Source organism: Klebsiella sp. HMSC16C06, from assembly GCF_001808325.1.
Taxonomy (GTDB): Bacteria; Pseudomonadota; Gammaproteobacteria; order Enterobacterales; family Enterobacteriaceae; genus Klebsiella; species Klebsiella variicola.
The window spans coordinates 70187-95036 of record NZ_KV792984.1 but is presented as its reverse complement, the minus strand read 5'-3'; the positions used below and the strand labels follow the sequence as shown (position 1 = coordinate 95036).

At 60.3% G+C, this 24850-nt stretch carries 20 protein-coding genes and 1 pseudogene; 10 read left to right on the top strand and 11 right to left on the bottom strand.

Annotated features, from left to right (window positions below; genetic code table 11):
• The 4 genes from HMPREF3142_RS02795 to narI form a co-directional block, all read left to right on the top strand.
• Nucleotides 1–3125: nitrate reductase subunit alpha (locus tag HMPREF3142_RS02795; RefSeq protein WP_228706460.1), on the top strand; the 3125-nt coding region annotated here is incomplete at its 5' end.
• Nucleotides 3122–4666 (top strand): nitrate reductase subunit beta, encoded by a 1545-nt coding sequence (gene narH, locus HMPREF3142_RS02790; RefSeq protein ID WP_070611533.1) that lies wholly within the window; start codon nucleotides 3122–3124, stop codon nucleotides 4664–4666. The genes HMPREF3142_RS02795 and narH, both read left to right, overlap by 4 nt.
• Nucleotides 4666–5361 (top strand): nitrate reductase molybdenum cofactor assembly chaperone, encoded by a 696-nt coding sequence (narW, locus tag HMPREF3142_RS02785; RefSeq protein ID WP_004180106.1) that lies wholly within the window; start codon nucleotides 4666–4668, stop codon nucleotides 5359–5361. Before narH ends, narW begins: the two co-directional genes overlap by 1 nt.
• Nucleotides 5358–6038, top strand: a complete 681-nt coding sequence (gene narI, locus HMPREF3142_RS02780; RefSeq protein WP_009484267.1) for a respiratory nitrate reductase subunit gamma — start codon at nucleotides 5358–5360, stop codon at nucleotides 6036–6038. Before narW ends, narI begins: the two co-directional genes overlap by 4 nt.
• A gap of 300 nt (nucleotides 6039–6338) precedes the next feature.
• On the opposite strand, the gene nhoA is transcribed toward narI, so the two are convergent.
• The 4 genes from nhoA to HMPREF3142_RS02760 all read right to left on the bottom strand — a co-directional run bounded on the left by nhoA (nucleotide 6339) and on the right by HMPREF3142_RS02760 (nucleotide 10644).
• On the bottom strand, nucleotides 6339–7184 hold the full coding sequence (gene nhoA / locus HMPREF3142_RS02775) for an N-hydroxyarylamine O-acetyltransferase (RefSeq protein WP_016161153.1): 846 nt from the start codon (nucleotides 7182–7184) through the stop codon (nucleotides 6339–6341).
• Between the two features lie 76 nt (nucleotides 7185–7260).
• The gene (locus tag HMPREF3142_RS02770) at nucleotides 7261–8916 is read right to left on the bottom strand and encodes an ABC transporter permease (protein ID WP_070611531.1); all 1656 of its coding nucleotides are present in this window, start codon (nucleotides 8914–8916) and stop codon (nucleotides 7261–7263) included.
• Between the two features lie 58 nt (nucleotides 8917–8974).
• On the bottom strand, nucleotides 8975–9943 hold the full coding sequence (locus tag HMPREF3142_RS02765) for an ABC transporter substrate-binding protein (protein WP_008804721.1): 969 nt from the start codon (nucleotides 9941–9943) through the stop codon (nucleotides 8975–8977).
• Nucleotides 9940–10644, bottom strand: coding sequence for an ABC transporter ATP-binding protein (locus HMPREF3142_RS02760; RefSeq protein WP_008804720.1), 705 nt, complete (start codon nucleotides 10642–10644; stop codon nucleotides 9940–9942). The genes HMPREF3142_RS02765 and HMPREF3142_RS02760 overlap by 4 nt, the downstream gene beginning before the upstream one ends.
• A gap of 211 nt (nucleotides 10645–10855) precedes the next feature.
• Here HMPREF3142_RS02760 and HMPREF3142_RS02755 point away from each other — a divergent pair, with 211 nt between their 5' ends.
• Nucleotides 10856–11437, top strand: a complete 582-nt coding sequence (locus tag HMPREF3142_RS02755; RefSeq protein ID WP_004151228.1) for a flavin reductase family protein — start codon at nucleotides 10856–10858, stop codon at nucleotides 11435–11437.
• A 57-nt stretch (nucleotides 11438–11494) separates the two neighbouring features.
• On the opposite strand, the gene HMPREF3142_RS02750 is transcribed toward HMPREF3142_RS02755, so the two are convergent.
• Nucleotides 11495–12319 (bottom strand): helix-turn-helix domain-containing protein, encoded by an 825-nt coding sequence (locus tag HMPREF3142_RS02750; RefSeq protein WP_023340230.1) that lies wholly within the window; start codon nucleotides 12317–12319, stop codon nucleotides 11495–11497.
• Between the two features lie 204 nt (nucleotides 12320–12523).
• On the opposite strand from HMPREF3142_RS02750, the gene HMPREF3142_RS02745 reads away from it, so the two are divergent.
• Genes HMPREF3142_RS02745 through HMPREF3142_RS02735 form a run of 3 tightly spaced genes read left to right on the top strand, consistent with a single transcriptional unit; the run spans nucleotide 12524 to nucleotide 17145 of the window.
• The gene (locus HMPREF3142_RS02745) at nucleotides 12524–14092 is read left to right on the top strand and encodes an alpha-L-rhamnosidase-related protein (protein WP_032730487.1); all 1569 of its coding nucleotides are present in this window, start codon (nucleotides 12524–12526) and stop codon (nucleotides 14090–14092) included.
• 23 nt (nucleotides 14093–14115) lie between these two features.
• Entirely contained in the window at nucleotides 14116–15492 is a 1377-nt protein-coding gene (locus HMPREF3142_RS02740; protein WP_070611529.1) for an MFS transporter, read from the top strand.
• 42 nt (nucleotides 15493–15534) lie between these two features.
• Nucleotides 15535–17145, top strand: a complete 1611-nt coding sequence (locus HMPREF3142_RS02735) for a carbohydrate porin (RefSeq protein ID WP_070611527.1) — start codon at nucleotides 15535–15537, stop codon at nucleotides 17143–17145.
• Nucleotides 17146–17184: 39 nt separating this feature from the next.
• Here HMPREF3142_RS02735 and pptA read toward each other — a convergent pair whose 3' ends face one another.
• The 3 genes and pseudogenes from pptA to HMPREF3142_RS02720 all read right to left on the bottom strand — a co-directional run bounded on the left by pptA (nucleotide 17185) and on the right by HMPREF3142_RS02720 (nucleotide 19187).
• Nucleotides 17185–17412, bottom strand: coding sequence for a tautomerase PptA (pptA, locus tag HMPREF3142_RS02730; RefSeq protein ID WP_002906690.1), 228 nt, complete (start codon nucleotides 17410–17412; stop codon nucleotides 17185–17187).
• A gap of 70 nt (nucleotides 17413–17482) precedes the next feature.
• Nucleotides 17483–18099, bottom strand: a pseudogene (locus HMPREF3142_RS02725) (glutathione S-transferase family protein).
• Between the two features lie 83 nt (nucleotides 18100–18182).
• On the bottom strand, nucleotides 18183–19187 hold the full coding sequence (locus HMPREF3142_RS02720; RefSeq protein ID WP_016161162.1) for a LacI family DNA-binding transcriptional regulator: 1005 nt from the start codon (nucleotides 19185–19187) through the stop codon (nucleotides 18183–18185).
• A gap of 304 nt (nucleotides 19188–19491) precedes the next feature.
• On the opposite strand from HMPREF3142_RS02720, the gene HMPREF3142_RS02715 reads away from it, so the two are divergent.
• Both HMPREF3142_RS02715 and HMPREF3142_RS02710 read left to right on the top strand, forming a co-directional pair.
• Nucleotides 19492–20688 carry an L-talarate/galactarate dehydratase gene (locus HMPREF3142_RS02715; protein ID WP_012541576.1) on the top strand — a complete coding sequence of 399 codons (1197 nt, stop codon included), beginning with the start codon at nucleotides 19492–19494 and terminating at the stop codon, nucleotides 20686–20688.
• Between the two features lie 204 nt (nucleotides 20689–20892).
• Complete coding sequence (locus HMPREF3142_RS02710; RefSeq protein ID WP_023340237.1) at nucleotides 20893–22203, top strand: MFS transporter; 1311 nt, start codon at nucleotides 20893–20895, stop codon at nucleotides 22201–22203.
• Between the two features lie 65 nt (nucleotides 22204–22268).
• Here the strand turns inward: HMPREF3142_RS02710 and HMPREF3142_RS02705 are convergent, their stop codons facing one another.
• The 3 genes from HMPREF3142_RS02705 to HMPREF3142_RS02695 are packed head-to-tail and all read right to left on the bottom strand — an operon-like array spanning nucleotide 22269 to nucleotide 24848.
• Complete coding sequence (locus HMPREF3142_RS02705; protein WP_176747604.1) at nucleotides 22269–23120, bottom strand: transporter substrate-binding domain-containing protein; 852 nt, start codon at nucleotides 23118–23120, stop codon at nucleotides 22269–22271.
• Nucleotides 23121–23158: 38 nt separating this feature from the next.
• Complete coding sequence (locus tag HMPREF3142_RS02700; protein WP_012541573.1) at nucleotides 23159–23938, bottom strand: amino acid ABC transporter ATP-binding protein; 780 nt, start codon at nucleotides 23936–23938, stop codon at nucleotides 23159–23161.
• Entirely contained in the window at nucleotides 23922–24848 is a 927-nt protein-coding gene (locus HMPREF3142_RS02695; protein WP_008804709.1) for an amino acid ABC transporter permease, read from the bottom strand. Before HMPREF3142_RS02695 ends, HMPREF3142_RS02700 begins: the two co-directional genes overlap by 17 nt.
• Between the last annotated feature and the right edge of the window lie 2 nt (nucleotides 24849–24850).

The window sequence follows — 24850 nt, the reverse complement described above, 5'->3', positions numbered from 1 at the left end:
ATCTGTCGCTGATCGGCGGCACCTGCCTGAGCTTTTATGACTGGTACTGCGATCTCCCCCCCGCCTCGCCGATGACCTGGGGCGAACAAACCGACGTGCCGGAATCCGCCGACTGGTACAACTCCAGCTACATTATTGCCTGGGGCTCCAACGTCCCGCAGACCCGAACCCCGGACGCCCACTTCTTTACCGAAGTACGCTACAAGGGCACCAAAACCATCGCCATCACGCCGGACTATTCGGAAGTCGCCAAGCTCTGCGACCAGTGGCTGGCGCCAAAACAAGGCACCGACAGCGCGCTGGCGATGGCCATGGGCCACGTGATCCTTAAAGCCTTCCACCTCGATAACCCGAGCGATTACTTTCTTAACTACTGCCGGACCTACACCGACATGCCGATGCTGGTGATGCTCGAGCCGCGCGACGACGGCAGCTATACGCCGGGCCGTATGCTGCGTGCTTCCGACCTGCTTGACGGTCTCGGGGAAAGTAATAACCCGGAATGGAAAACCGTCGCCTGTAACGCTGACGGCGAACTGGTCGCGCCGAACGGCTCCATCGGCTTTCGCTGGGGCGAAAAAGGCAAATGGAATCTCGAACAACGGGCTAACGGCCGGGACGTCGACTTAAAACTGTCGCTGCTGGATATGCACGATAGCGTGGTGTCGGTCGGCTTCCCCTACTTCGGCGGCAATGAAAACCCGCATTTCCGCAGCGTGAAGCAGGAGCCGGTAACGCTTCATCAACTGCCGGCTAAACAGCTACCGTTGGCCAATGGCGAGAGCGCTTTGGTGGTGAGCGTGTATGACCTGGTGCTGGCTAACTACGGTCTGGATCGCGGTCTTGACGATGCCAATGCCGCGCGCGACTTCGCGGATGTCAAAGCCTATACCCCGGCGTGGGCCGAGCAGATCACCGGCGTGCCGCGTCACCATATCGAGCAAATCGCCCGCGAGTTCGCCGAGACGGCGCATAAAACCCATGGCCGTTCGATGATTATCCTCGGCGCCGGTGTGAACCACTGGTACCACATGGATATGAACTACCGCGGGATGATCAATATGCTGGTGTTCTGCGGCTGCGTCGGTCAGAGCGGCGGCGGCTGGTCGCACTATGTCGGCCAGGAGAAACTGCGCCCGCAGACCGGCTGGCTGCCGCTGGCGTTCGCGCTGGACTGGACTCGTCCGCCGCGGCAGATGAACAGTACCTCTTATTTCTACAACCACGCCAGCCAGTGGCGCTACGAAAAGCTGACCGCGCAGGAGCTGCTGTCGCCGCTGGCCGACGCCAGCAAATTCAGCGGCAGCCTTATCGACTTCAACGTCCGTGCGGAACGGATGGGCTGGTTACCCTCTGCGCCCCAGCTCAACGTCAACCCGCTGACCATTAAGCAGCAGGCCGAGGCTACCGGGCTCTCCCCCGCTGAGTTCACCGTCCAGTCCTTAAAATCAGGCGATATTCGCTTTGCCGCCGAGCAGCCGGATAGCGGCAAAAACCATCCGCGCAACCTGTTTATCTGGCGTTCTAACCTGCTGGGATCGTCCGGTAAGGGGCATGAGTACATGTTGAAATACCTGCTCGGGACCGACAGCGGTATTCAGGGTGATGAACTGGGCGCCAGCGATGAGGTAAAACCTGAGGAAGTCGAGTGGCAGACCGCGGCGATTGAGGGCAAACTCGATCTCCTGGTGACCCTCGATTTCCGCATGTCCAGTACCTGTCTCTTCTCCGATATTGTCCTGCCGACCGCCACCTGGTATGAAAAAGACGATATGAACACCTCGGACATGCACCCGTTTATCCACCCGCTCTCCGCCGCCGTCGACCCGGCCTGGGAGGCAAAGAGCGACTGGGAGATCTACAAGGATATCGCTAAATCCTTCTCGCAGGTCTGTGTTGGCCATCTCGGGAAAGAGACCGATGTGGTGCTGGTCCCACTGCAGCATGATTCCCCCGGCGAACTGTCGCAGCCGTTCGAGGTGCTTGACTGGCGCAAAGGCGAATGCGATCTCATTCCAGGCAAAACCGCACCGTCCATTGCCCTGGTGGAACGCGACTACCCGGCCACCTGGGACCGCTTCACCTCTCTCGGCCCGCTGCTCGATAAGCTCGGCAACGGCGGGAAAGGCATCGCGTGGAATACGCAAAGCGAAGTCGATTTCCTCGCCAAGCTTAACTACGTCAAGCCCGACGGTCCGGCCAAAGGCCGGCCGCGGATCGACAGCGCCATTGACGCCTCTGAAGTTATTCTCAGCCTCGCGCCGGAAACCAACGGCCAGGTGGCGGTGAAAGCCTGGCAGGCGCTGGGAGCGTTTACCGGCCGCGATCATACCCATCTGGCGCTCAATAAAGAGGATGAGAAGATCCGCTTTCGCGATATTCAGGCGCAGCCGCGCAAAATTATCTCCAGCCCGACGTGGTCCGGACTGGAAAGCGAGCACGTCTCCTACAATGCCGGTTATACCAACGTGCATGAGCTGATCCCCTGGCGCACCCTCTCCGGCCGCCAGCAGCTGTATCAGGACCATCCGTGGATGCGCGCCTTCGGCGAAAGCCTGGTGGCCTATCGCCCGCCCATTGATACCCGAAGCGTCAGCCAGATGAAGGCCGTGCCGCCAAACGGTTTCCCGGAAAAAGCGCTGAATTTCCTGACGCCGCACCAGAAGTGGGGGATCCACTCCACCTATAGCGAAAACCTGTTGATGCTGACGCTGTCGCGCGGCGGGCCGATCGTCTGGCTTAGCGAAACCGACGCGAAAGAACTGGGCATTGAAGATAACGACTGGATTGAAGCGTTCAACGCCAACGGGGCTCTCACCGCGCGGGCGGTGGTGAGCCAGCGGGTGCCGCCGGGGATGACCATGATGTACCACGCTCAGGAACGGATTATGAATATCCCGGGTTCGGAAGTGACCGGTCGTCGCGGCGGTATTCATAACTCGGTAACCCGCGTCTGTCCGAAGCCAACGCACATGATTGGCGGCTACGCCCAGCTGGCCTATGGCTTTAACTACTACGGCACCGTCGGTTCGAACCGCGACGAGTTCATCATGATCCGCAAAATGAAGAATATTGCCTGGCTGGATGACGAAGGTCGCGATCAGGTACAGGAGGCGAAAAAATGAAAATCCGTTCTCAGGTTGGAATGGTGCTGAATCTGGACAAATGCATCGGCTGTCACACCTGCTCGGTCACCTGTAAAAACGTCTGGAGCAGCCGCGAAGGCATGGAGTACGCGTGGTTCAATAACGTGGAGACCAAACCGGGCATTGGCTACCCAAAAAACTGGGAGGACCAGGATCAGTGGCAAGGCGGCTGGATCCGCGGCATTAGCGGTAAACTGACGCCCCGTCTCGGCAATCGGGTCAGCGTATTATCGAAGATTTTCGCCAACCCGGTGCTGCCGGCGATCGACGATTACTACGAACCCTTTACCTACGACTACCAGCATCTGCACAACGCGCCGGAGGGCAAATATCTGCCGACCGCCCGCCCGCGCTCGCTGATCAGCGGCGAGCGTATGGATAAGATTAACTGGGGCCCTAACTGGGAGGAGCTGCTCGGCGGCGAATTCGAGAAACGCGCCCGCGACCGTAACTTCGAAGCCATGCAAAAAGAGATGTACGGCCAGTTCGAAAATACCTTCATGATGTATCTGCCGCGCCTGTGCGAGCACTGCCTCAATCCGAGCTGCGTGGCCACCTGCCCGAGCGGCGCGATCTACAAGCGTGAGGAAGATGGCATCGTACTGATCGATCAGGACAAATGCCGCGGCTGGCGGATGTGCATCAGCGGCTGTCCGTATAAAAAAATCTACTTTAACTGGAAGAGCGGCAAGTCGGAAAAATGCATTTTCTGCTATCCGCGTATTGAGTCCGGGCAGCCAACGGTCTGCTCAGAAACCTGCGTTGGCCGCATCCGCTACCTTGGCGTGCTGCTGTACGACGCGGACCGTATCGAAGAAGCGGCCAGCACTGAACATGAAGCCGACCTCTATGAGCGCCAGTGCGAGGTGTTCCTTAATCCAAACGATCCGGCGGTCATTGAGGAAGCGCTAAAACAAGGGATCCCGCACAACGTCATTGAGGCGGCGCAGAAGTCGCCGGTCTATAAGCTGGCGATGGACTGGAAGCTGGCCCTGCCGCTGCATCCGGAGTATCGCACCCTGCCGATGGTCTGGTATGTGCCGCCCCTGTCGCCGATCCAGTCGGTTGCCGACGCTGGCGGCCTGCCGGGCAACGGCAACATCCTGCCAGCGGTTGAGAGTCTACGCATCCCGGTGCAATACCTGGCGAATCTGCTGAGCGCCGGCGATACCGGCCCGGTCTTGCGCGCGCTGAAACGGATGATGGCGATGCGCCACTACAAGCGCTCGCAAACCGTCGAGGGCGTCACCGATACCCGGGCCATTGAAGAGGTGGACCTCAGCGTTGAGCAGGTCGAAGAGATGTATCGCTATCTGGCGATCGCCAACTACGAAGACCGCTTCGTGATCCCCACCAGCCATCGCGAACTGGCGGAGGATGCCTTCCCGGAACGCAACGGCTGCGGCTTTACCTTCGGCGATGGCTGCCACGGGTCAGATACGAAATTCAACCTGTTTAACAGCCGGCGGATCGACGCCATCGACGTCAGCGGCGTGCGTAAGCATGGGGAGGGCGAGTGATGCGGATCCTGAAAGTGATCGGTCTGCTGCTGGAGTACCCCGACGAGTTACTGTGGGAGAACCGCGACGACGCCCTGGCGCTGGTCAGGGCCGATGTCCCTTCCCTGACGCCGTTTGTCAGTGAGCTGCTGACGGCTCCGCTGTTGGATCGCCAGGCCGAGTGGTGCGAGGTGTTCGAGCGCGGGCGCGCCACCTCGCTGCTGCTGTTTGAACATGTGCATGCCGAGTCGCGAGACCGCGGCCAGGCGATGGTCGACCTGATGAATCAGTATCAGCAGGCGGGTCTGCAGATCGATTGTCGCGAGCTGCCCGATCATCTGCCGCTGTATCTTGAGTACCTCAGTATTTTACCCCCCGCGGAGGCGCGCGAAGGGCTGCAGAATATCGCGCCGATTCTGGCGCTGATCGGCGGCCGCCTGAAGCAGCGAGCCTGTCCGTATTATCAGCTGTTTGACGCCCTGTTGGCGCTGGCTAAAAGCCCGCTCACCAGTGACAGTGTCACAAAACAGGTGGCGGGAGAAAAGCGCGACGATACCCGTCAGGCGCTGGACGCCGTGTGGGAAGAAGAGCAGGTGAAGTTTATCGAAGATAACGCGACCGCTTGCGACAGCTCGTCGATGCAAGCTTATCAACGACGCTTTAGTCAGGATGTGGCGCCGCAGTACGTTGACATCCGCGCCGGAGGCCCGAAATGATCCAGTATCTGAACGTCTTCTTTTATGATATCTACCCTTACCTGTGCGGCACCGTGTTTCTGGTGGGCAGCTGGCTGCGCTACGATTACGGGCAGTATACCTGGCGCGCCTCATCCAGCCAGATGCTGGATAAGCGCGGGATGGTGCTATGGTCGAACTTATTTCATATCGGCATTCTCGGCATCTTCTTCGGCCATCTTTTTGGCATGCTGACCCCGCACTGGGTCTACTCGTGGTTCCTGCCGATGTCGCAGAAGCAGCTGATGGCCATGATCCTCGGCGGCATCTGCGGCGTGCTGACCCTGGTCGGCGGTATCGGCCTGCTGATGCGCCGCCTGACCAACCCGCGCATTCGCGCCACCTCCACGACCGCGGATATTTTGATCCTGTGCATTCTGCTGATTCAGTGCGCGCTGGGGCTGACGACCATCCCCTTCTCCGCCCGGCATCCGGACGGCAGCGAAATGCTCAAGCTGGTGGACTGGGCGCAGGCGGTGGTCACCTTCCACGGCGGCGCCTCAGCGCATCTGGACGGCGTGGCGTGGATTTACCGCGTCCACCTGGTGCTGGGGATGACTATCTTTCTGATCTTCCCCTTCACCCGTCTGGTTCACGTCTGGAGTGCGCCGGTGGAGTATTTTACCCGCCGTTACCAGGTGGTACGCTCCCGCCGCTGAAGGCTGGCGGCCCCAGCCATGCCCATTTACCGGTAGCCCGGACGAGGCGCTCGCGCCGACTCCGGGTCATATTTTTCAGCCCCGGTTCCAGCCTTTATGCCGGATGGCGGCTACGCCTTATCCGGCCTACAGGGGCCTCTCAAAGGCTCATACCTCCCAGGCCCGCGCAAGCGCAGCGCCGCCGGGCAAGATATCAGGCACGGCACCTGTAATTTCGCCGGGTGGCGGCTGTCGCCTTGCCCGGCCTACAGGGTCGTCTCACAGGCCCGGTCAGCGCAGCGCCACCGGGTATCAGGAAATTTACTTCCCGGCTTCCGGATGGGTATCGAACGCCGCCATTACCGCCGCCAGCGCCGCTTCACTAAAGCCATGTTTAGGATCGTCCACGCCCAGCCCGAAGCGGGTCTGCAGCGCTTCATACAGCGCGGAGACATCGGCAAAATCGATCTTCTCCACCACGTGGTTATTCTCCCAGTGGGTAAAGTGGAAGTTGGTGAGGGTCATTTTGCCGCCGTCCGGCAGATGACGGCACATCAGCAGATGGTGACGGAAGTGAGACTGTGGCCAGTGCGCCGACCAGAAGTTGCCCATCACATAATCAGACGCATACTGGCGGCCTAAATCGAAATGGTACATCGACTGCCAGTGCTCGTGATGGTTGAACTGCAGCGTCCACTCATCCCCTTCATGCACCAGACGATAGCTGCCATGCGGCGTTTGCTGGGGGATATCGGCCAGCAGTTTGATCGGCGCGGTCAGCGTCTGGCCGCCGAAGCCGACGTCGGCGATCCAGCGCTCGCCCGCCACTTCCACCAGCAATAAACGGTGAGTACGCGGCGGCATCTGCGGCGGATTGGCCAGCACTACGCGGCCAAGCAGGCTGCGGACGTTAAAGCCTATCTCGCGCAGCACGCGCTCAAGGAGACCATTTTGCTCAAAACAATACCCCCCGCGGCGGGCGGCGATCAGCTTCTCTTCCAGCGCCCGATCGTCAAGGTGGATCTCACGCGGCAGCAGGACGTCGAGGTTTTCAAAGGGGATGGCGCTGTTATGCTGCAGATGCAGTTCGCGCAGGGTATCAATGGATACATCAGGCTCACCCGTCCAGCCCAGACGGGAAAAATAGGCGCGTAAAAAGGGACTCATCAAGGCCTCCAGCTGTAGGTGTCCGACATTTATAGCCTATTTTTCCGCGCCGACCGTCTTTTTTGTGCGCTTGTCGTTAACCGCGCGTGCTGCGCTGCATCAGCGCCAGCGCCGTCAGCATCAGGACCAGACCGGTCAACAACGTCAGGCTGGCCATCGCCATGCCCTGACCGACGGAACCCTGTTCGAACTGGCGCCAGATAAACACCGCCACGTTTTGCGTACCGGCTGGAGAGAGCAGCAGCGAGGTCACCAGCTCCCGGGAGGCCACCGCGAACACCATCAGCATCGCCGCCAGCAGCGCCGGAAAGACCAGCGGCAGAACAATCAACCGCAGCGCCTGCAGTGGCGACGCCCCGTGCACCCGGGCGGCGGGCTCAAGATTGTGGCCCAGCTGGCGCAGCGCGCTACCGACATAGCGCACCGGCCAGGGCAACAGCAGGCAGCAATAGGAGAGCAGCAACATCCACAGCGTGTTATAGGGCGAGCGCGGCCAGAAGGGCTGATTCCACAGCAGGATCAAACCGACGCCTACCACCACGCCCGGCAGCGCCGCCGGCATCAGTGACAGCGCGTCCACCATCCCGCGCCCTTTAATCTTCTGCACCATCACCAGCCAGGCGGCCAGCAGGCCCAGCGCGCCGACAATCAGCGCCGAGCCCAGGGCCAGCGACAGGCTGGTGCCGAGGGCCGACAGGGCATCCCCCTGCTGGTCAAACAGCGCCGCGAAGTGACGTAGCGTGACATTCTCAACACTCACGCCCCCTGAGAGCGTGCCCATCACGCTGGTGAGCATCATCGAGGCGGCGGGGACGCCGACCGCCAGGCCGCCGACGGCCGCCATTATCAGCACGGCGGGCAGCGTCATCCAGCCCAGCGATGCCCCGCGGTTTTCTCCCGGCTTGCCGGTGACGCTGGTGACCTCTTTCTCCCCCACCAGCCGCTTTTGCAGCCACCAGGCGAACAACGCCACCGCCATCAACAGCAGCGACAGCAGCGCGGCGCCGGTAAGGTCCACCGGCCAGTCGGCCAGCTTTTTCTCAATACCGACCGTCAGCATCACCACTCCCGCCCGGCTGCCCAGCGCCGCCGGTACACCAAACTCCTCGATAGCGAGGGTAAACGCCAACAGCGTGCCCGCCGCCAGCGCCGGGGAGAGCATCGGCAGTGTCACGTGCCAGAAGGCGCGCCAGGCGCTGGCGCCATGGACGCGGGCGACCACCGCCAGCCGGGTCCCGCTCGCCAGCAGGCTGCGGGAGACGGCAAAGTACACCACCGGGAAAATATTAAAGGTCATCACCAGCACGATACCGCTGCGGCTGAACAGCAGATCGTTCAGTTGCCAGCCGGTCAGCTGCTGCAGATAGCCCTGGCTTTGCAGGGCCAGCATCCAGGAGAGCGCCGAGATATAGGGCGGCGTCAGAAAGGGGATCAAAAACAGGAGATCCCACAGTCGGGGTAGCGGCAGCGAAAACATACCGCGCAGGATGCCGAGCGGCAGGCCAATCATTACGCTGACCAGCGCCACGCCGGCGGCGATCCACAGCGTACCGCCGAGCATCGCCGGTAACTGGGGATCGGCCAGCAGCGCCGAGACGCCGCCAAAGGCGTCCCCGAGCGAACCGGCGCTAAAGTGGGGAAAAATCGCCTGCAGCAGAATAAACACTAACGGCAACGCGACCAGCATCACCAGGGCAGCGAGGGTCGCGCCGGAAAGGAATGTTTGTTTCACAACCGGTTCCTGAAGCTGAGGGGTCCCCCGGCGGCCAGCGCCGGAGGAACAGGATCAATTACTGCGCGTACAGCTGACTGAAGCGGGCGAGCACGGCGCCCCGCTCGCTGCTGCCTTCGCTGGTGGTGGGCAGCACCTTCAGCGCGTCCAGTAGCGGACGTTTGGCCGCCACGTCGCGGCGGGCGGGCATCAGCCAGGCATCGGCAACCCTCGCCTGACCTTCCGGCGACAGCACATAATCGATAAAGGCTTTGGCATCGTCGGCATGCTGGCTGGTTTTGAGGATCATCATCGGGCGCGGGGCAATCACTGTTCCGCTGGCCGGGAAGATCACCTTCAGCGACTCGCCCTGCTGAATATTGCCGTAGGAGACATAATCCACCGCGCCAAATACCGCCGCTTTCGCCCCCTGCATCACCGGCGTCACCGCCTGGGCGTTGGGTCCGCTGACCACCATGCCGTTCTTTTTCAGATCGTCAAACAGTTGCCAGGCCTGGTCGCCCATGCTGTTTTGCAGCCCGATCAGCAAATCCAGCGACGCGCCGGAGAGCGCCGGGTCGGGGGTTGTCACCTTGTCTTTAAACGCCGGCTGGGTGAGATCCCGCCACTCTTTCGGTTCCGGGGTACCGCTTTTACTGTTCCAGACAATGCCCAGGGCGGAGACGCCCTGGGCGATATAGTCCGCCGATTTCAGGTTCGCCGGTACCTGGTCGGCATTGGCGCTCGCAAAAGGCAGCAACCAGCCCCGCTGGTGCAGATCTTCGGCGGTATCCCACGAGGCGGAGATCAGCACATCCGCCTGCGGGTTGGCCTGCTCGGCCTCCAGTCGGGCCATTACTTTGCCGGTGGTGGCCTGGAAAACCGTCACCTTCACCCCGGTCTGTTGTTCAAAACCGCTGGCCAGGCTTTTCGCCAGCGAGCCGGGTCCGGCGGTGTAAACGGTCAGCGCATGGGCGCTGGAGAGCATCATGGCGGAAAGAGCCATCGCGAGTACCACTCCTTTCTTAACGGTCATAACGGTGTTCATGCAACTTCCCCTGAGGTTGGCGTAACGGCGCGGACAGCGGCCACGCGGCCCGCGGATAAATAGACAATCTGGTCAGCTAACAGCTCGGCTTCACGTCGATCATGGGTGACATACACGGCGGTGATGCCGAGCTGTCGCAACAGGCGGCTCATTTCGCCGCACAGCGATTCGCGCAGTTCGCTATCCAGGTTGGAGAGCGGTTCATCAAACAGCAGCACCCGCGGCGCGGCGACGATCGCCCGCGCCAGCGCCACCCGCTGCTGCTGACCGCCAGAAAGACCAGAAGGTTTACGTTCGGCGAAACCGTTGAGGCCTACCCGCGCCAGCGCCTCGCTCACCCGGCGCTCGCGTTCGCTACGGGAGACACCTCGCATGCGCAGCGGAAAGGCGACGTTCTGCGCCACGCTCATATGCGGCCAGAGGGCGTAATCCTGAAAAACCATGCCGATATCGCGCTGCTCCGGGGGCAATCCCCATCCTGCGCGAGCGACCAGCCTGTCGCCAAAGCGGATTTCGCCGCTGACCGGCACGCTCAGCCCGGCCAGCAGACGCAGCAAAGTGCTTTTGCCGCAGCCGGACGGACCCAGTAGCGCCACGATGCGGCCGGGTTCGATATGCAACGAGAAACGGTCAAGAACGGGAGTCTCTGCGAAGGCAAAAGAGACCTCCTGCAGGGTGATAGGGGTCAGCGTGCGCATCATCGCCCTCCCTTTCGGGACAGCGAGACCTGCCCGGCGGCCGACATCCGACGGGGCACGCTCACCTGGGATAACATCAGGGGAGCCAACATATTGTGATCCTCTTTGGGACTTAGTGCTGGCGACTATAGTCAGACGAGATGACGTATTGATTACATTTTCATTGCGGCTTAACGTGTTACCTGCCAACCGACCCATTATTCAAGGAACGCCTATGAGCCGCTTTCGCCACGTTGAACTGCAGTACGCCAGCCGCCTGCTCAACCACGGCCCGACCATTTTGATCACCAGCTACGATGCCCCGTCTGACCGGCGCAACGTCATGGCCGCCGCCTGGTCAATGCCGGTGGAATTCGCCCCGCCGCGGGTGGCTATCGTGGTGGATAAAAGCACCTGGACGCGGGAGATCATCGAGCGCAACGGCACCTTCGGCATTGTGGTTCCCGGCGTCGCCGCCGCCAGCTGGACCTACGCCGTCGGCAGCGTCAGCGGCCGCGATGAGGACAAATTCAATGCCTGGGGGATCCCGGTAGTGACCGGTCCGGAGCTGGGGTTGCCGCTGATCGAGGAGAAGTGTCTGGCATGGATGGAGTGCCGCCTGCTGCCGGCGACGGCGGCCCAGACCCAGTACGACACCCTGTTCGGGGAGGTGGTGTCTGCCGCCGCCGATGAACGCGCATTCGTCACCGGACGCTGGCAGTTCGACGACGATAAGCTCAATACCCTGCATCATCTTGGCACCGGCAATTTTGTCGCCAGCGGTCGTCATGTGCGGGCAAACTCCCTCGACGAATAAGCGTGACCTGCCGCGGGTGGCAGATTTTTCCCCTGCCCGGCCTGCGGCCCCCCCTTTTCAACCCGGAGGGCGGCGGCGATCGGCGCTGGGGGTCAGGCCAAACACTTTTTTATACAGAGTGGTAAAGTGGTTGCTGTTGGCGAAGCCGCACAGATAAGCCACTTCGGTAATGGACATCTCCGTTTCACGTAATTTGACCCGCGCGGAGACCAGTCGCAGACGTTTCAGATAATTATCCGGCGTTAAGCCCGTGGCCTCTTTAATATGGCGAAACGCCGTGCGGGTGGTGAGATGAAATTGCTCCGCCAGTTGCTGCCAGTTATGTTCTTCGAAACAGTGCTCCTGCAGCCAGGTGAGTAATTTATGCAGTTTATAGCGGGTGCTGCTATATTCGGCTTCCGACTCGGCTGTGAGAATGGTGGTCACCAGCTGGAAAAAGAGAGACTCCCGTTGCGGGGTATTATCCGCCGCTCTCAGCGCCGGGGAAAATATCTTTTCCACCAGTTCCCGGCAATAGCTGCGAGTCTCCGGCGCCAGCCAGCCATAGCAGGCGGCGCGCTGCGCGGATAATTGCTGCAGCAATCCCTCCATCTGCTGTAAATAGCCAAAGGCCACCGCCGGATTAATTAAGACATTAATCAGCTTCAGCGTCCCCAGTTCATCATAATAGTGGACATCGCCAGGCTGGACGTAAAATACATCGCCCTGCTGGATGTACAGCGGGCGGCCATTAATAACGTGTAATCCATGCCCCTCCTCGACGATCACCAGCTCGGCAAACTCGTGGCCATGCTCCTGGCTATTATCTTCCGGGTCGCTGGCGTACATGCCGAGCTTATCCTGGGGATGGGTGAAATAATACTCAACGGTCAGTGTCATCATTACAGCAAATCCTGAACAGCCTGGTGCGCAGGGGCACGATAATCTATTCCGACCTTCGCCACGCGCCCGATGTGCGGATTTGTGATCGCCAGCGCCCCCACCTCATTATTCCTGCCATTTTCACTGACGGTTTGGCATTGCCAGAGTGGTGGCGCCGCCAGACGACGGCCTATGCTGCGCCTAACCTAATGGAGAGGACGCAGTATGTCACAGGCAATTCAATACAATTCCAGTGTGGCGATGACCCGCCATCCGCATTTATTACAGCGTGCGGCCGCCCTGACGCCCGCGCTACATCGTCAGCGCCAGGCGCCGCAGGCCATCGTCGAGGCCGTCGCCGATCCGGCGGCGCTGAACGGCTGGCGGGGACACACCGTCTGCACGCCTGAGCAGTTTTATCAGCAGCCGCTTCGCGTCGGCGACAGCATCATCATTGATTTTGGCAGCCATTTTGTTGGCTACCTGCAGTTCAGCTGCCGCAGCGTCGGCAGCCCGCCGGATGCCCCGGCCCATCTGCACTTCACCTTCGGCGAAACGCTGAGCGAAGTCTGCGAGCCGTTCAGCGAGTACCAGGGGTGGCTGAGCAGTAGCTGGTTGCAGCAACAGGATCTGTGGCTCGACGTCCTGCCCGCCCGGGTTGACCTGCCGCGTCGCTACTGCCTGCGCTACCTGAAGGTGGAGGTCAAAGCGCTGTCGCGCAAATTTCGTCTGCAGTTCGATGAGATAGCCCTGGAAACCGTTACCTCAGCCGGCAGCCCGCAACCGGCGGTCATCGCCGATCCGCAGTTGAAAGCTATTGATAGCGTCGCGGTTCGCACCCTGCAAAACTGCATGCAGGAGGTATTTGAGGATGGGCCGAAACGCGACCGTCGGCTGTGGCTCGGCGACCTGCGCCTGCAGGCGTTGGTCAATGACGTGACCTTCGGCCACCACGATCTGGTCCGCCGCTGCCTGTACTTGTTTGCCGGCCATACCCGGGAAGACGGCATGGTCTCCGCCAATGTCTTTGTCCAGCCTGATGTGCGCGCCGATGACACCTTTCTCTTTGATTATTCATTATTTTTTATCGACGTACTTTATAACTACCTGCAAAGCACCGGCGACACGGAAACCGTCGGTGAGCTGTGGCCCACGGCGCGGCGGCAAATCGAGCTGGCGCTGACCCGCTGCGATCCCCAGGGTCTGGTGCGCGACAGCGATGACTGGTGGGCATTTATCGACTGGCAGGCAGAGCTGAATAAACAGTCGTCGGCGCAGGGGGTGCTTATCTACTGCCTGCAGCGTGCCCTCTGGCTGGCGCAGCGTGTTGAACCGCAGCGGGTAGCCGACTACACCGCTACGCTCGCGCAGCTGAAAGAGGCCGCCCTCCGCCACCTGTGGGACAGCGAGCGGCAGGTGTTTATCAGCGGCGCCGCGCGCCAGGTCTCATGGGCATCGCAGATCTGGCTGGTACTGGCGGAAGTTGGCACCGCCGGGCAGCGGCAAGCGCTGATGCGCCGCCTGCAGCAACAGCCGCCCGCCATTGCCATGAATACCCCGTACTTGCGCCATCATCACATTGTCGCCCTGCTGCAGTGCGGCCTGCGCGAGGAGGCGGTGGCGGAGATCAAAGCCTACTGGGGGGCGATGGTTGACTCCGGCGCCGATACCTTCTGGGAAATTTTCGACCCACAGCATCCTGACTTTTCCCCGTATGGCAGTAAGCTCATTAACAGTTACTGCCATGCGTGGAGCTGTACCCCGGCCTGGTTTATTCGCCAGTACGGACTTTAACAACAACGATAAGCGAGTGATTTATGGCAGAAACAACGTTTACCCTGTGGCGGCAGCGCCTTGGCTATGGCATTGCCGATCTCTCCTGCAACCTTGTGTGGCAGATGATCTCTCTGTATCTGATGTTCTTTTACACCGACGTGATGGGTCTCCCGGCCTATTACGTCGGGCTGATGTTCCTGGTTACCCGGCTGGTGGACGGCGTGGCCGACGTGCTGATGGGGCTGGTGATCGACAATACCGCCACCCGCTGGGGGCGCTGCCGTCCCTGGCTGCTGATCGGCGCCCTGCCTTTTGGTCTGCTGTGTATTCTGGCCTTTTATGTGCCGGATTTCGGCACCACTGGCAAACTGCTGTACGCCTTTATCACCTATCTGTGTCTGTCGTTCCTCTACACCCTGGTGAACATTCCGTTCTGCGCCATGCTGCCGTTTTTAACCAGTGATTCCGCAGAGCGCACCACGCTGTCGGCGGTACGTATTCTGCTGGGATCCCTCGGGGCCACCTTCGTCGCCGTGGCCACCCTGCCGCTGGTCGGCATGCTGGGCAAAGGCGACCAGCAGCAGGGGTTCCTCTATACCGCGGTGATTTTTGGCGTACTGGCGGCCTTTTTCCTGCTGGTGAGCTTTCGCAACGTCGAAGAAAAGATTACCCTCAGCGGGGAGCGCATGACCCTGAAACGCGCCTGGATTAGCCTGCGCGCCAATCGTCCGTGGTGGATCTTCGCCAGCAATATATTTCTGATGTGGGGGGCATTCTTCTTTCAGACCGGAGCGCTGGTGTACTTCTTCCACTATTACGTCGGGAATAGCGAGCTGACGGCGGTTATCGCCGGGATCTCCACCTTCGTTCCCCTGCTCGGCACCCTCACCGTCCCGCTGCTGGCCCGACGCATGAAAAAACGTCATGTCTATCTGGTGGCCAGCGCGGTCAATCTGCTCGGGATGGGGATGATGATGCTGTCTGGCACCTACGCGCTGGGGCTGATCGTCGGGGCGGTGATCCTCTCCCTTGGCGCCGGTCAGCGTACGGCTATCTATTTCTCGATGCAGGCCGACCCGGTGGATTACGGCGTGTGGAAAACCGGCATTAATACCGCGGGTATCCTGACCTCGATAAACGGCTTTCTTGGCAAGGTGGCGATGGCCGGCGCCGGGGCGATCACCGGGGCACTGCTCTCCTCCGGCGGCTATATCGCCAACCAGGCGCAAAGCGACAGCGCCCTGTTGGCCATCAAGGCCTGCTATCTGTACATTCCGGCGCTGTTGATCCTCGCCTCGATGCTGTGGATGGGCCGCTTCTACCGCCTCGACGATCACTATGAGCAGATCCGTGCCGACCTCGATGCCGGACGCGGCGCCTCGCCAGCCCCGGCCACCGGAGAATCCCCCGCCATGTAAGGCGCCCCGCTGCTTTAACCTCTGGATAAATTAAGGACTTTTATGCGTATCTCTGTGATTAGCGCAGCGGTTTGCTGCGCCCTTTTTCCACTCACCAGCGCCGCCGGGTTGAGCGTCGAACAACGGCTGGCGCAGCTCGAAGCGCGCCTCAATCTCGCCGAACAGCAGGCCAGCGAAGCCAGCCGCCGCGCGCAGCGGGCAGAACAGAAAACCGCCGCCGCCGAACAGCGCGCGGCGGCGGCGGAGCAGCAGGTGCAGGCGCTCAGCCAACAGACCACGGCTCGCGAACAAAAACAGCAGGCTACCAATCAGCAACTGAGCGAACAGCTGGCGAAGCGCGCCCCGGACGATGGCTTTACCTTTAACGCCTATGCCCGTTCCGGAATGTTAGTCAACAGCCACGGCAAAGGCGCCCGCGGCGGGCCAGGCATCTCCCCGGCCAGTTCGCTCAACGGCGATGCCCACGTCGGTCGTCTCGGCAACGAAAAAGATAATTACGCTGAGCTGAGCTTTGGCAAAAAGCTCACCTTCAACGATGGCTCATGGGCGCGCTTTAAGACCATGCTCGCCGACGGGGCCACCAACCCGGATCCGTGGGTTCAGGACAACGACAGCCACCATCTGAACATTCGTCAGCTGTACGTCGAGATGGGCGACTTCGCCGAGTTCACCGGGCCGTTAAAACGCGCCTCGATCTGGGCTGGCAAACGCTTCGATCGGGATAACTTCGATATCCACTTTACCGATAGCGACATCATGTTCCTCGGTGGCACCGGCGGCGGGATCAATGATGTCGACTGGGGAAGCGGCCTGCGCGGCGATTATTCGGTATATGCGCGTAACTTCGGCGACCTTGGCAGCGATAATTACGCGGATAATGACATTCAGAATCTGCTGTTCACCGCCAACCATTTTTACGGCAACTGGCAGCTGATGACCACGGTGATGACCGCCCAGGGTAACGATGACCTGAAAGATAATACCTCGACCACCGGAAGCTATGCCCTGCGCAGCGATAACACCGCCAAAAACGGCTACTACGCGATGCTGGCCCTGCACGACAAACAGCAGTTCTACGGCCTGGCGCCAGGGGTGTCGGAAAGCGCCCTGCAGTACGGCGTCGGGCTGGGCGCCGAAGCGCGTCAGCCGGGGAGCGATGGCGACCTGACCGAGAACGCGGCCTCCCTGCGCTTTGCGTCGTACGGGATCCTGCCGCTGGGGAAAAACTGGCAGCTGGCGCCGTCGGTGATAGCCCAGCACAGCGAAGACCGCTATCGCGACGGCGACCGCTACGACTGGGCGACGTTTAACCTGCGGGTATCGCAAGGGATCTCCGCTCACTTCGCCCTGCTGTATGAGGCCTCGTGGCAGTATATGGATCTCAATCCGAACGGGCGCAGCTATCGCTATAATGACAACGTTTATCAGTATCAGGCGGTCCGCGGTGATTTCTACAAGCTGACCTTCGCCCCCACCTTTAAAGTGGGCGATGTGTTTGATATCAAAGCGCGGCCGGAGATACGTTTCTTTGTCACGTGGATGAACTGGGATAAAGACCTGGATCGTTATGCGATCAACGATGATTTCGGCAGCAAAGGCTTTACCTCTGGCGGGACATGGAACTTCGGCGTGCAGACGGAGATTTGGTTCTGACCGAGCGTCACTGGCGGGCATCATGCCCGCCAGTGGCAATTACATGCTATAACCCGGCTTCTTTATCAGCTGCGCCATCTGCGGGGCGATCTCACTGTCCCACACCGCCTGCCACGCGTCCGGCTCAACCTGAGTCAGCGCGACGCTGACGGCGCTCTCTTTGCTGTTCAGATGGCGGATCAGCACCTCTGTGATGTCAGCGGCCAGCGCGGTTTTTTGTTCGTCAGTCAGTTCACGGGGAAAACATTTAATATCTACATGCGGCATAGCAAAGACTCCTTGTGGTCAGAGCCATAACGCTACCACAGAATGGCCGTTCTGGTTGCCATCGCGTGCGTTAAATCAGCTTGTTACGGCGTAGCGCCACGGCCAGCTCCGGTCGCTGACAGACCGCCCGGGCGATGGCGGCGAATTTTGGCGCGTGGTCGTCAAACCACGCCTGTCGCGGCCCCCAGCTGTACATCGCCGCGATATAGCAATCCAGCAACGTTACCGACGCGCCCAGCGCCCACGGCCCGGCAGCCAGCTGCTGTTCGAACCAGAGATAGAGATTTTTCCGGTACTGGCGACAATTCTCCACCAGCTGCTCCGCGGCGGCGGGCGCCCAGCGTTCCGGATAATCGGCATAGGTAAAGGTAGGATAGACGTTGGCCACCAGCCAGACCAGCAAACGCTGGAACTGTTGACGCTGCGGCGGCCCGGCGCGGGGGCCAGATCGGGACGCTGATCGAGGATCATCAGCGCGATGGCGGCGGTTTCGGTCATGATGCTCCCATCGGCCAGCCTCAGGGTGGGCACCTGGCACAGCGGATTAATCTGCCGCAGACGCTCGCGCGCCGGACCGGGCTGGTCAAAGCCCTCCACGTCAACCACCTCGTAGGGAATATCGGCCAGGGAGAGCATCAGCTCGCTAATCGTCGAGCCCCATCCCGGCACGCCATAAACGGTAATCATGGTCTGCCTCCAGGGTAAAGCCTAAGTGTAGGCAGAAATTCGCCGCTCACCCACCCGGCACACCATGCCCTGAAAAGGCAGGCCTACGCCGATTCTCGTGCCACCAGCTGAAAGCCGATATCTATAATCACCCCGCTGTCCTCTCCCCCTTCGATGCGGTCAGCCAGCAGCGTAGCGGCCCGTTCACCGATGGCATGACGGTCGACGCTGACGGTAGTGATAGCCGGACGATTGCTGGCGGCGAAATCCAGATCGCCAAAACCGATCACCGCCAGATCCTGCGGTACGCGTAGCCCCCGGCTTTCGGCTTCCATAATCGCCCCCTGGGCGAGGGTGTCTGAGCTGCAGATGATCACATCAAACTCGCTGGCGGCGAGCAGCTCCGCCAGACCGCGCCGCCCCAGCGCCAGCGACGCCGGGAGCGGCACTTCAACCTGAGGCGCATCGTCCAGCCCTTTTTTAGCCAGTCGGGCACAGAGCCCCTGCTTACGCAACATCGCGCGCGCATCGCCCGCCCACAGCAGGCCTGGTCGCTGGTAGCCTTTCTCCAGTACATACTCGCCAATGGTTTCGCCAACTTTTTCATGGGAAAAACCGACCAGCATATCCAGCGGCGTCGGGGTGAGATCCCAGATTTCCACCACCGGCGTGGCGGCGTTAAGAATCGTTTTCTTTAACAGCGGCGCATGCTGGATGCCGGTTAACACCACGCCATCAGGGCGCCGCGAAAGCAAGGTAGAGACCAGCTCGGCCTCGGTCTGCCGGTCATAGCCCGCCACGCACAGCAGCATATGGTAGCCGCGCGCCGCCAGGGTATCGCTCAGCGCCTGGATGGTATCGACAAACATATTGTTATTGATTTGCGGTACCACGACCGCCACCAGCTTGCTGCGCCTGGAGGCGAGGCCGCCGGCCAGCGCATTGGGGATATAGCCCGTCGCCTGCACAGCCTGCATCACTTTCTCTACCGTTTTTGGCCTGACCAGCTGGGGCGTATTCAGCGCCCGACTGACCGTCATCGGCGACAACCCGGCGCTGCGAGCCACATCCTCCAGCGTCGGCGCCCGCGTCGGTTTTTTGCTTTTCACGGCTAAGCCCCTGTGTTAAGTCGTTTTCTGTGGGCATTATTGATGATGCCCCACGCAATTGCCAGCGCCCGCCGCGTCTCCCCTAACAGAATCAACGACCTGCAATACAAAATGTTATCGCTATCATTATGACTTGTCACTTTTCACAAACTGTTTTGGATTGTGACCTGCACAGCAAATTTTTCGCCTTTATAACGGCCAATTGTGATCGTTTGTACAAATTAAAACCACTACCGTAGCGTCAAAATCATTTCACCATTACAAATGATAGCGCAATCATTTTATTATCAAAAAGGACACCAGTATGACCTCAAGCGCCAATTCCGAATCCGTAACCTACGCCAAAGCTTTCGGCGTCAAAACCGCCGCTGAAACCGGTGACCGCATTGACCACGTTAAACTGTCGCTGGCTTTTCTGCCGCTGGCCACCCCCGTCAGCGATGCCAAAGTGCTGACCGGTCGCCAAAAACCCCTGACCGAAGTGGCGATTATCATCGCGGAAATTCACTCCCGGGATGGATTCACCGGCGTCGGCTTTAGCTACTCGAAACGTGCGGGCGGCCAGGGCATTTACGCTCACGCCAAAGAGATAGCCGATAATCTGCTTGGCGAAGATCCGAACGACATTGACAAAATCTACACAAAACTGCTGTGGGCCGGGGCTTCCGTCGGCCGGAGCGGAATGGCGGTACAAGCTATCTCCCCTATCGATATTGCCCTGTGGGATATGAAAGCCAAACGCGCCGGTCTACCGCTGGCCAAACTGCTGGGTTCACATCGTGATTCCGTGCAGTGCTACAACACTTCCGGCGGCTTCCTGCATACCCCCCTGGATCAGGTGTTGAAAAACGTGGCTATCTCCCGTGAAAACGGCATCGGCGGGATTAAACTAAAAGTCGGTCAGCCTAATACTGCCGAGGATATCCGTCGTCTGACGGCGGTGCGCGAAGTGCTGGGTGATGACTTCCCGCTGATGGTCGATGCCAACCAGCAGTGGGATCGCGAAACCGCCATTCGCATGGGGCGCAAAATGGAGCCGTTCAATCTGATCTGGATTGAGGAGCCGCTGGATGCCTATGACGTCGAAGGCCACGCGCAGCTGGCCGCCGCGCTGGATACGCCGATTGCCACCGGCGAGATGCTGACCAGCTTCCGCGAACATGAGCAGTTGATCCTCGGCAACGCCAGCGACTTCGTGCAACCGGATGCCCCGCGCGTCGGTGGGATCTCCCCGTTCCTGAAAATAATGGATCTGGCCGCGAAGCACGGTCGCAAGCTGGCTCCGCACTTTGCCATGGAGGTGCACCTGCATCTCGCCGCCGCCTACCCGCTGGAGCCATGGCTGGAGCACTTCGAGTGGCTGAACCCGCTGTTTAACGAGCAGCTAGAACTGCGCGATGGCCGGATGTGGGTTTCCGAACGCCATGGTCTGGGCTTCACCCTCAGCGAGCAGGCCCGCCGCTGGACCCAGCAAAGCTGCGAGTTTGGAACTCGCCCGTAATGACTTTTCCCGGATGACGGCGTCCACGCCTTATCCGGGCTACCGGTCCGCAGACCACTGAGAACCCGTAGCCCCGGTAAGCGCAGCGCCACCGGGGATAAACCTCTGACCCGCTGTACTCGCAATACACGAAATCCGTCAGCAAGCATCAAAGCGGCATGAAAGATGACGTGTCTTCACAACCCTGCAAAGGAGTTGAATAACATGCAACAGCAAATAAAACGCAGCAACGTGCGTTACGGTATATTGGTTTTTTTATTTCTCGCGACCGTATTTAATTATGCTGACCGGGCCACCCTGTCCGTTGTCGCGCCGATGATGAGTAAAGAGTTAGGTTTTGACCCTGAAGCAATGGGCCTGGCCTTTTCGGTGTTTGGTATTTCCTACGTCATTATGCAAATCCCCGGCGGCTGGCTGCTGGATAAATATGGTTCGCGGTTGGTCTACGGCTGCGCGCTGATTGGCTGGTCGGTCGTCACTATGTTTCAGGGCACTATTTATCTGTTTGCCAGTCCGCTGGTTGTGCTGGTGATCCTGCGTCTGATGATGGGGGCCATTGAAGCGCCCGCTTTTCCGGCCAACAGTCGCCTGAGCGTCCAGTGGTTCCCCAATAAAGAGCGTGGATTTGTCACCTCGGTCTATCAGGCCGCGCAGTATATTTCGCTGGGCATTATTACGCCGCTGATGACCATCATTCTGCATAATTTAAGCTGGCACTATGTCTTTTATTATATTGGCGCTATCGGGGTGGTGCTGGGGATATTCTGGCTGGTAAAAGTGAAGGATCCTTCACATCACCCTAAAATTAACCCGCAGGAGCTCAATTATATTCGTGAAGGCGGCGGCGTACCGGAATTAGGTAGCCAAAAAACGCCGCAAAAATTAACTCTCGCGCAGATTAAAAGCGTCTGCGTCAATCGCATGATGATCGGGGTTTATATCGGCCAGTTCTGCGTCACATCGATTACCTGGTTCTTTCTCACCTGGTTTCCGACTTACCTCTACCAGGCCAAAGGCATGTCAATCCTCAAGGTCGGGTTTGTCGCCAGTATCCCGGCCATAGCTGGATTTATCGGCGGCCTGCTGGGCGGCGTATTTTCGGACTGGCTGCTGAAACGCGGTTACAGTCTGACCACCGCCCGTAAGCTCCCGGTGATCTGCGGCATGCTGCTCTCCTGCGTCATTGTCGTCGCCAACTACACCTCTTCGGAAGTGGTGGTGATCGCCGCCATGAGTCTGGCGTTCTTTGCCAAAGGTTTCGGGAACCTCGGCTGGTGCGTGCTGAGCGACACCTCGCCGAAAGAGATGCTCGGTATTGCCGGTGGCGTGTTCAATATGTGCGGCAACCTGGCGAGCATCATTACCCCGCTGGTCATCGGGGTGATCCTCGCCAACACCCACTCGTTTGATTACGCCATCCTCTACGTCGGTTCCATGGGCGTGCTTGGCCTGTTCTCCTATCTGTTTATCGTTGGGCCGCTGGATCGCTTGACGCTCACTCCGCGCACCGTTTGATTGAAGACCCTGGCGAGCATTCGCCTCCGCTGTTTCGCGTCGTACTCCGGCGAAACAGCGGTTTTTTAGTAGGTTATCCCCGGCGGGTTGACCACCGACTGCGCCACCGCCTCGCCCTGCTCTCCCCAGCGCGCCAGCACCTTCTGATATTCACCGCGGGCAATCGCCCCGTCGAGGGCTGCCTGCAGGGCAAAGACCAGGCCGTTGCCTTTTTTAGTGGTCGTCGCCACCCACGCTTTTTTCGGCCCCAGGCCCACCACCCGGGTCTGGCCGTTAAGGGCGGCCTTATAGGCTGCCACCGACTGCGGGCCGAAAAAGATATCCGCTCGCCCGGACTGGATATAGAGGTTGCCGGAGGCATCATCGGTCAGGTAGACCGGCTGGGCCTGCGGCCGTCCGGCGGCACGGTTGTCCTCATTCCAGCCCAGCAGGATCCGCTCCTGATTGGTGCCGGACCCGACGATCACTTTGCGCCCGGCGAGGTCAGCGGGTCCGTTTACCATGGCGATGTCGCTGGTGGATTTCACCGAGAAGGCCAGGGAATCCACCCGGTAAGTCGCAAAATCGAACTTCTCTTTGCGCTTCTCGGTCACCGCGATATTGATCATCGCCACGTCGTAGCGGCCGGAGGCGATGCCCAGCGGCCAGTCCTCCCACGCGGTGGGCACCAGCCTGAGCTTCAGGCCAAGGCTTCCGGCCAGCAGGCGGGCCATATCCGGGTCGCTGCCGATCCGCGTGCGGTTGTCGCTGGCCAGCAGCGCCAGCGGCGGCGAATTGAGCGCCGAGATCGCCACCGTCAGCGTCCCCGGCTCGACGAAGCGATAGCCCGGCGGAATTTTCGCTATCGCCTGCGGGTCGCGGGTGACCGGCAATGGCTGCTCATTGGCGCGCAGATCCAGCGCCGCCTGAGCGCTCATGGCAAAAGCGCTGAGAACAAGGGTCATTAGCGCTCTGTTCATGACGGCAGCACCCTGGATAAAAACTGTCGGGTACGCGGATGCTGCGGATGGTTGAGCACCTCGTCGCTGCTGCCCTGCTCGACGATCCTGCCGTCGACCATAAACACCACCTGGTCGGCCACCTCGCGGGCAAAGCCTACCTCGTGGGTCACCACCACCAGGGTGGTACCGGAGCGCGCCAGCTTCTTGATGACATCCAGTACCTCGCCCACCAGCTCGGGATCCAGCGCCGAGGTGGGCTCATCAAACAGGATCACCCGCGGGTCCAGTGCCAGCGCCCGGGCAATCGCGATACGCTGCTGCTGCCCGCCTGAGAGATGCCGCGACCAGGCGTCGGCTTTATTGCGCAGTCCGACAACGTCCAGCAGCTCCCAGGCGCGGGCAATGGCCTCTTTGCGCGTGACCTGCTTGTGGGCGATCGGCGCCTCAATCAGGTTCTCCAGCACCGTCAGGTGCGGAAACAGGTTAAAGTTCTGGAACACGTAGCCGACGTTGATCCGCTGGCGGAGGATCTCCTTCTCTTTCATCTCATACAGCTTGTCGCCTTTGCGGCGATAACCGATATAGTCGCCATCAATCTGAATAAATCCCTCATCGACACGTTCGAGGTGATTGATGGTGCGCAGCAGCGTGGACTTGCCCGAGCCGGAAGGGCCGAGGATCACCGTCACCGTGCCCGGGGGGATCTCCAGCGACACATCGTCCAGCGCCTTGTGGCGGCCATAGTATTTGCTGACCCCGGTGATAGAGATATGGCCATTATGAGAGCTGGGCATGAACGGCCTCCTGCGGCTGTGGTTGACGTGCGGGTTGATTCAGACGACTGCTGCGGGCGCTGTTTACCGCCGAGCGGCGCTCGCTGCGCGCCAGGGCGCGTTCCACCAGATACTGAATGGCGGAGAGGACGCTGGTGATCGCCAGATACCAGGCGGCGCCAACCATCAACAGCGGGATCACCTCCTGGGTACGGTTGTAGATCATCTGGATGGTGTAGAACAGTTCCGGCATCGCCAGGACGTACACCATCGCCGTTCCCTTGGCCAGACTGATGATCTCATTGAAGCCGGAGGGCAGGATGGTGCGCAGCGCCTGCGGCAGAATAATGCGCAGCGTGCGTCGCCAGGCGGGAAGCCCCAGCGCGGCGGCGGCTTCATACTGCCCATGGTCGACCCCTAAAAAGCCGCCGCGAATAATCTCCGCGGTATAGGCGCTCTGCACCAGCGTCAGGCCCACCACCGCCGTGGAGAATTGCCCCAGCACGTTAATGGTCTGATAGCTGGCCCAGGTGACGCCGGTAAACGGGATCCCCAGCGACAGGGTGTCGTAGAGATAGGAAAAGTTGTACAGAATAATCAGCACCACAATCAGCGGCAGCGAGCGAAACAGCCAGATATAACCCCAGGCGAGGCTACTGAGCAGCCACGATGAGGATAAGCGGGCCAGCGCCAGCAGGCCGCCGAAGATCACGCTCAGCACCGTGCCGAGCAGGGTCAGGAGCAGGGTTTGTCCCAGCCCCTCGAGGATCACCGGGTCGAAGAACCAGCGGGCGAAGACGCCCCACTCCCAGCGCGGGTTAAAGGCCACCGACTGGATCACCACCGCCAGCACCAGCAGGGCGACCAGGGCCCCGACCACCCGCAGCGGATAGCGCGCCGGCACCACTTTTATTGTTTCAGATGAATGCATCA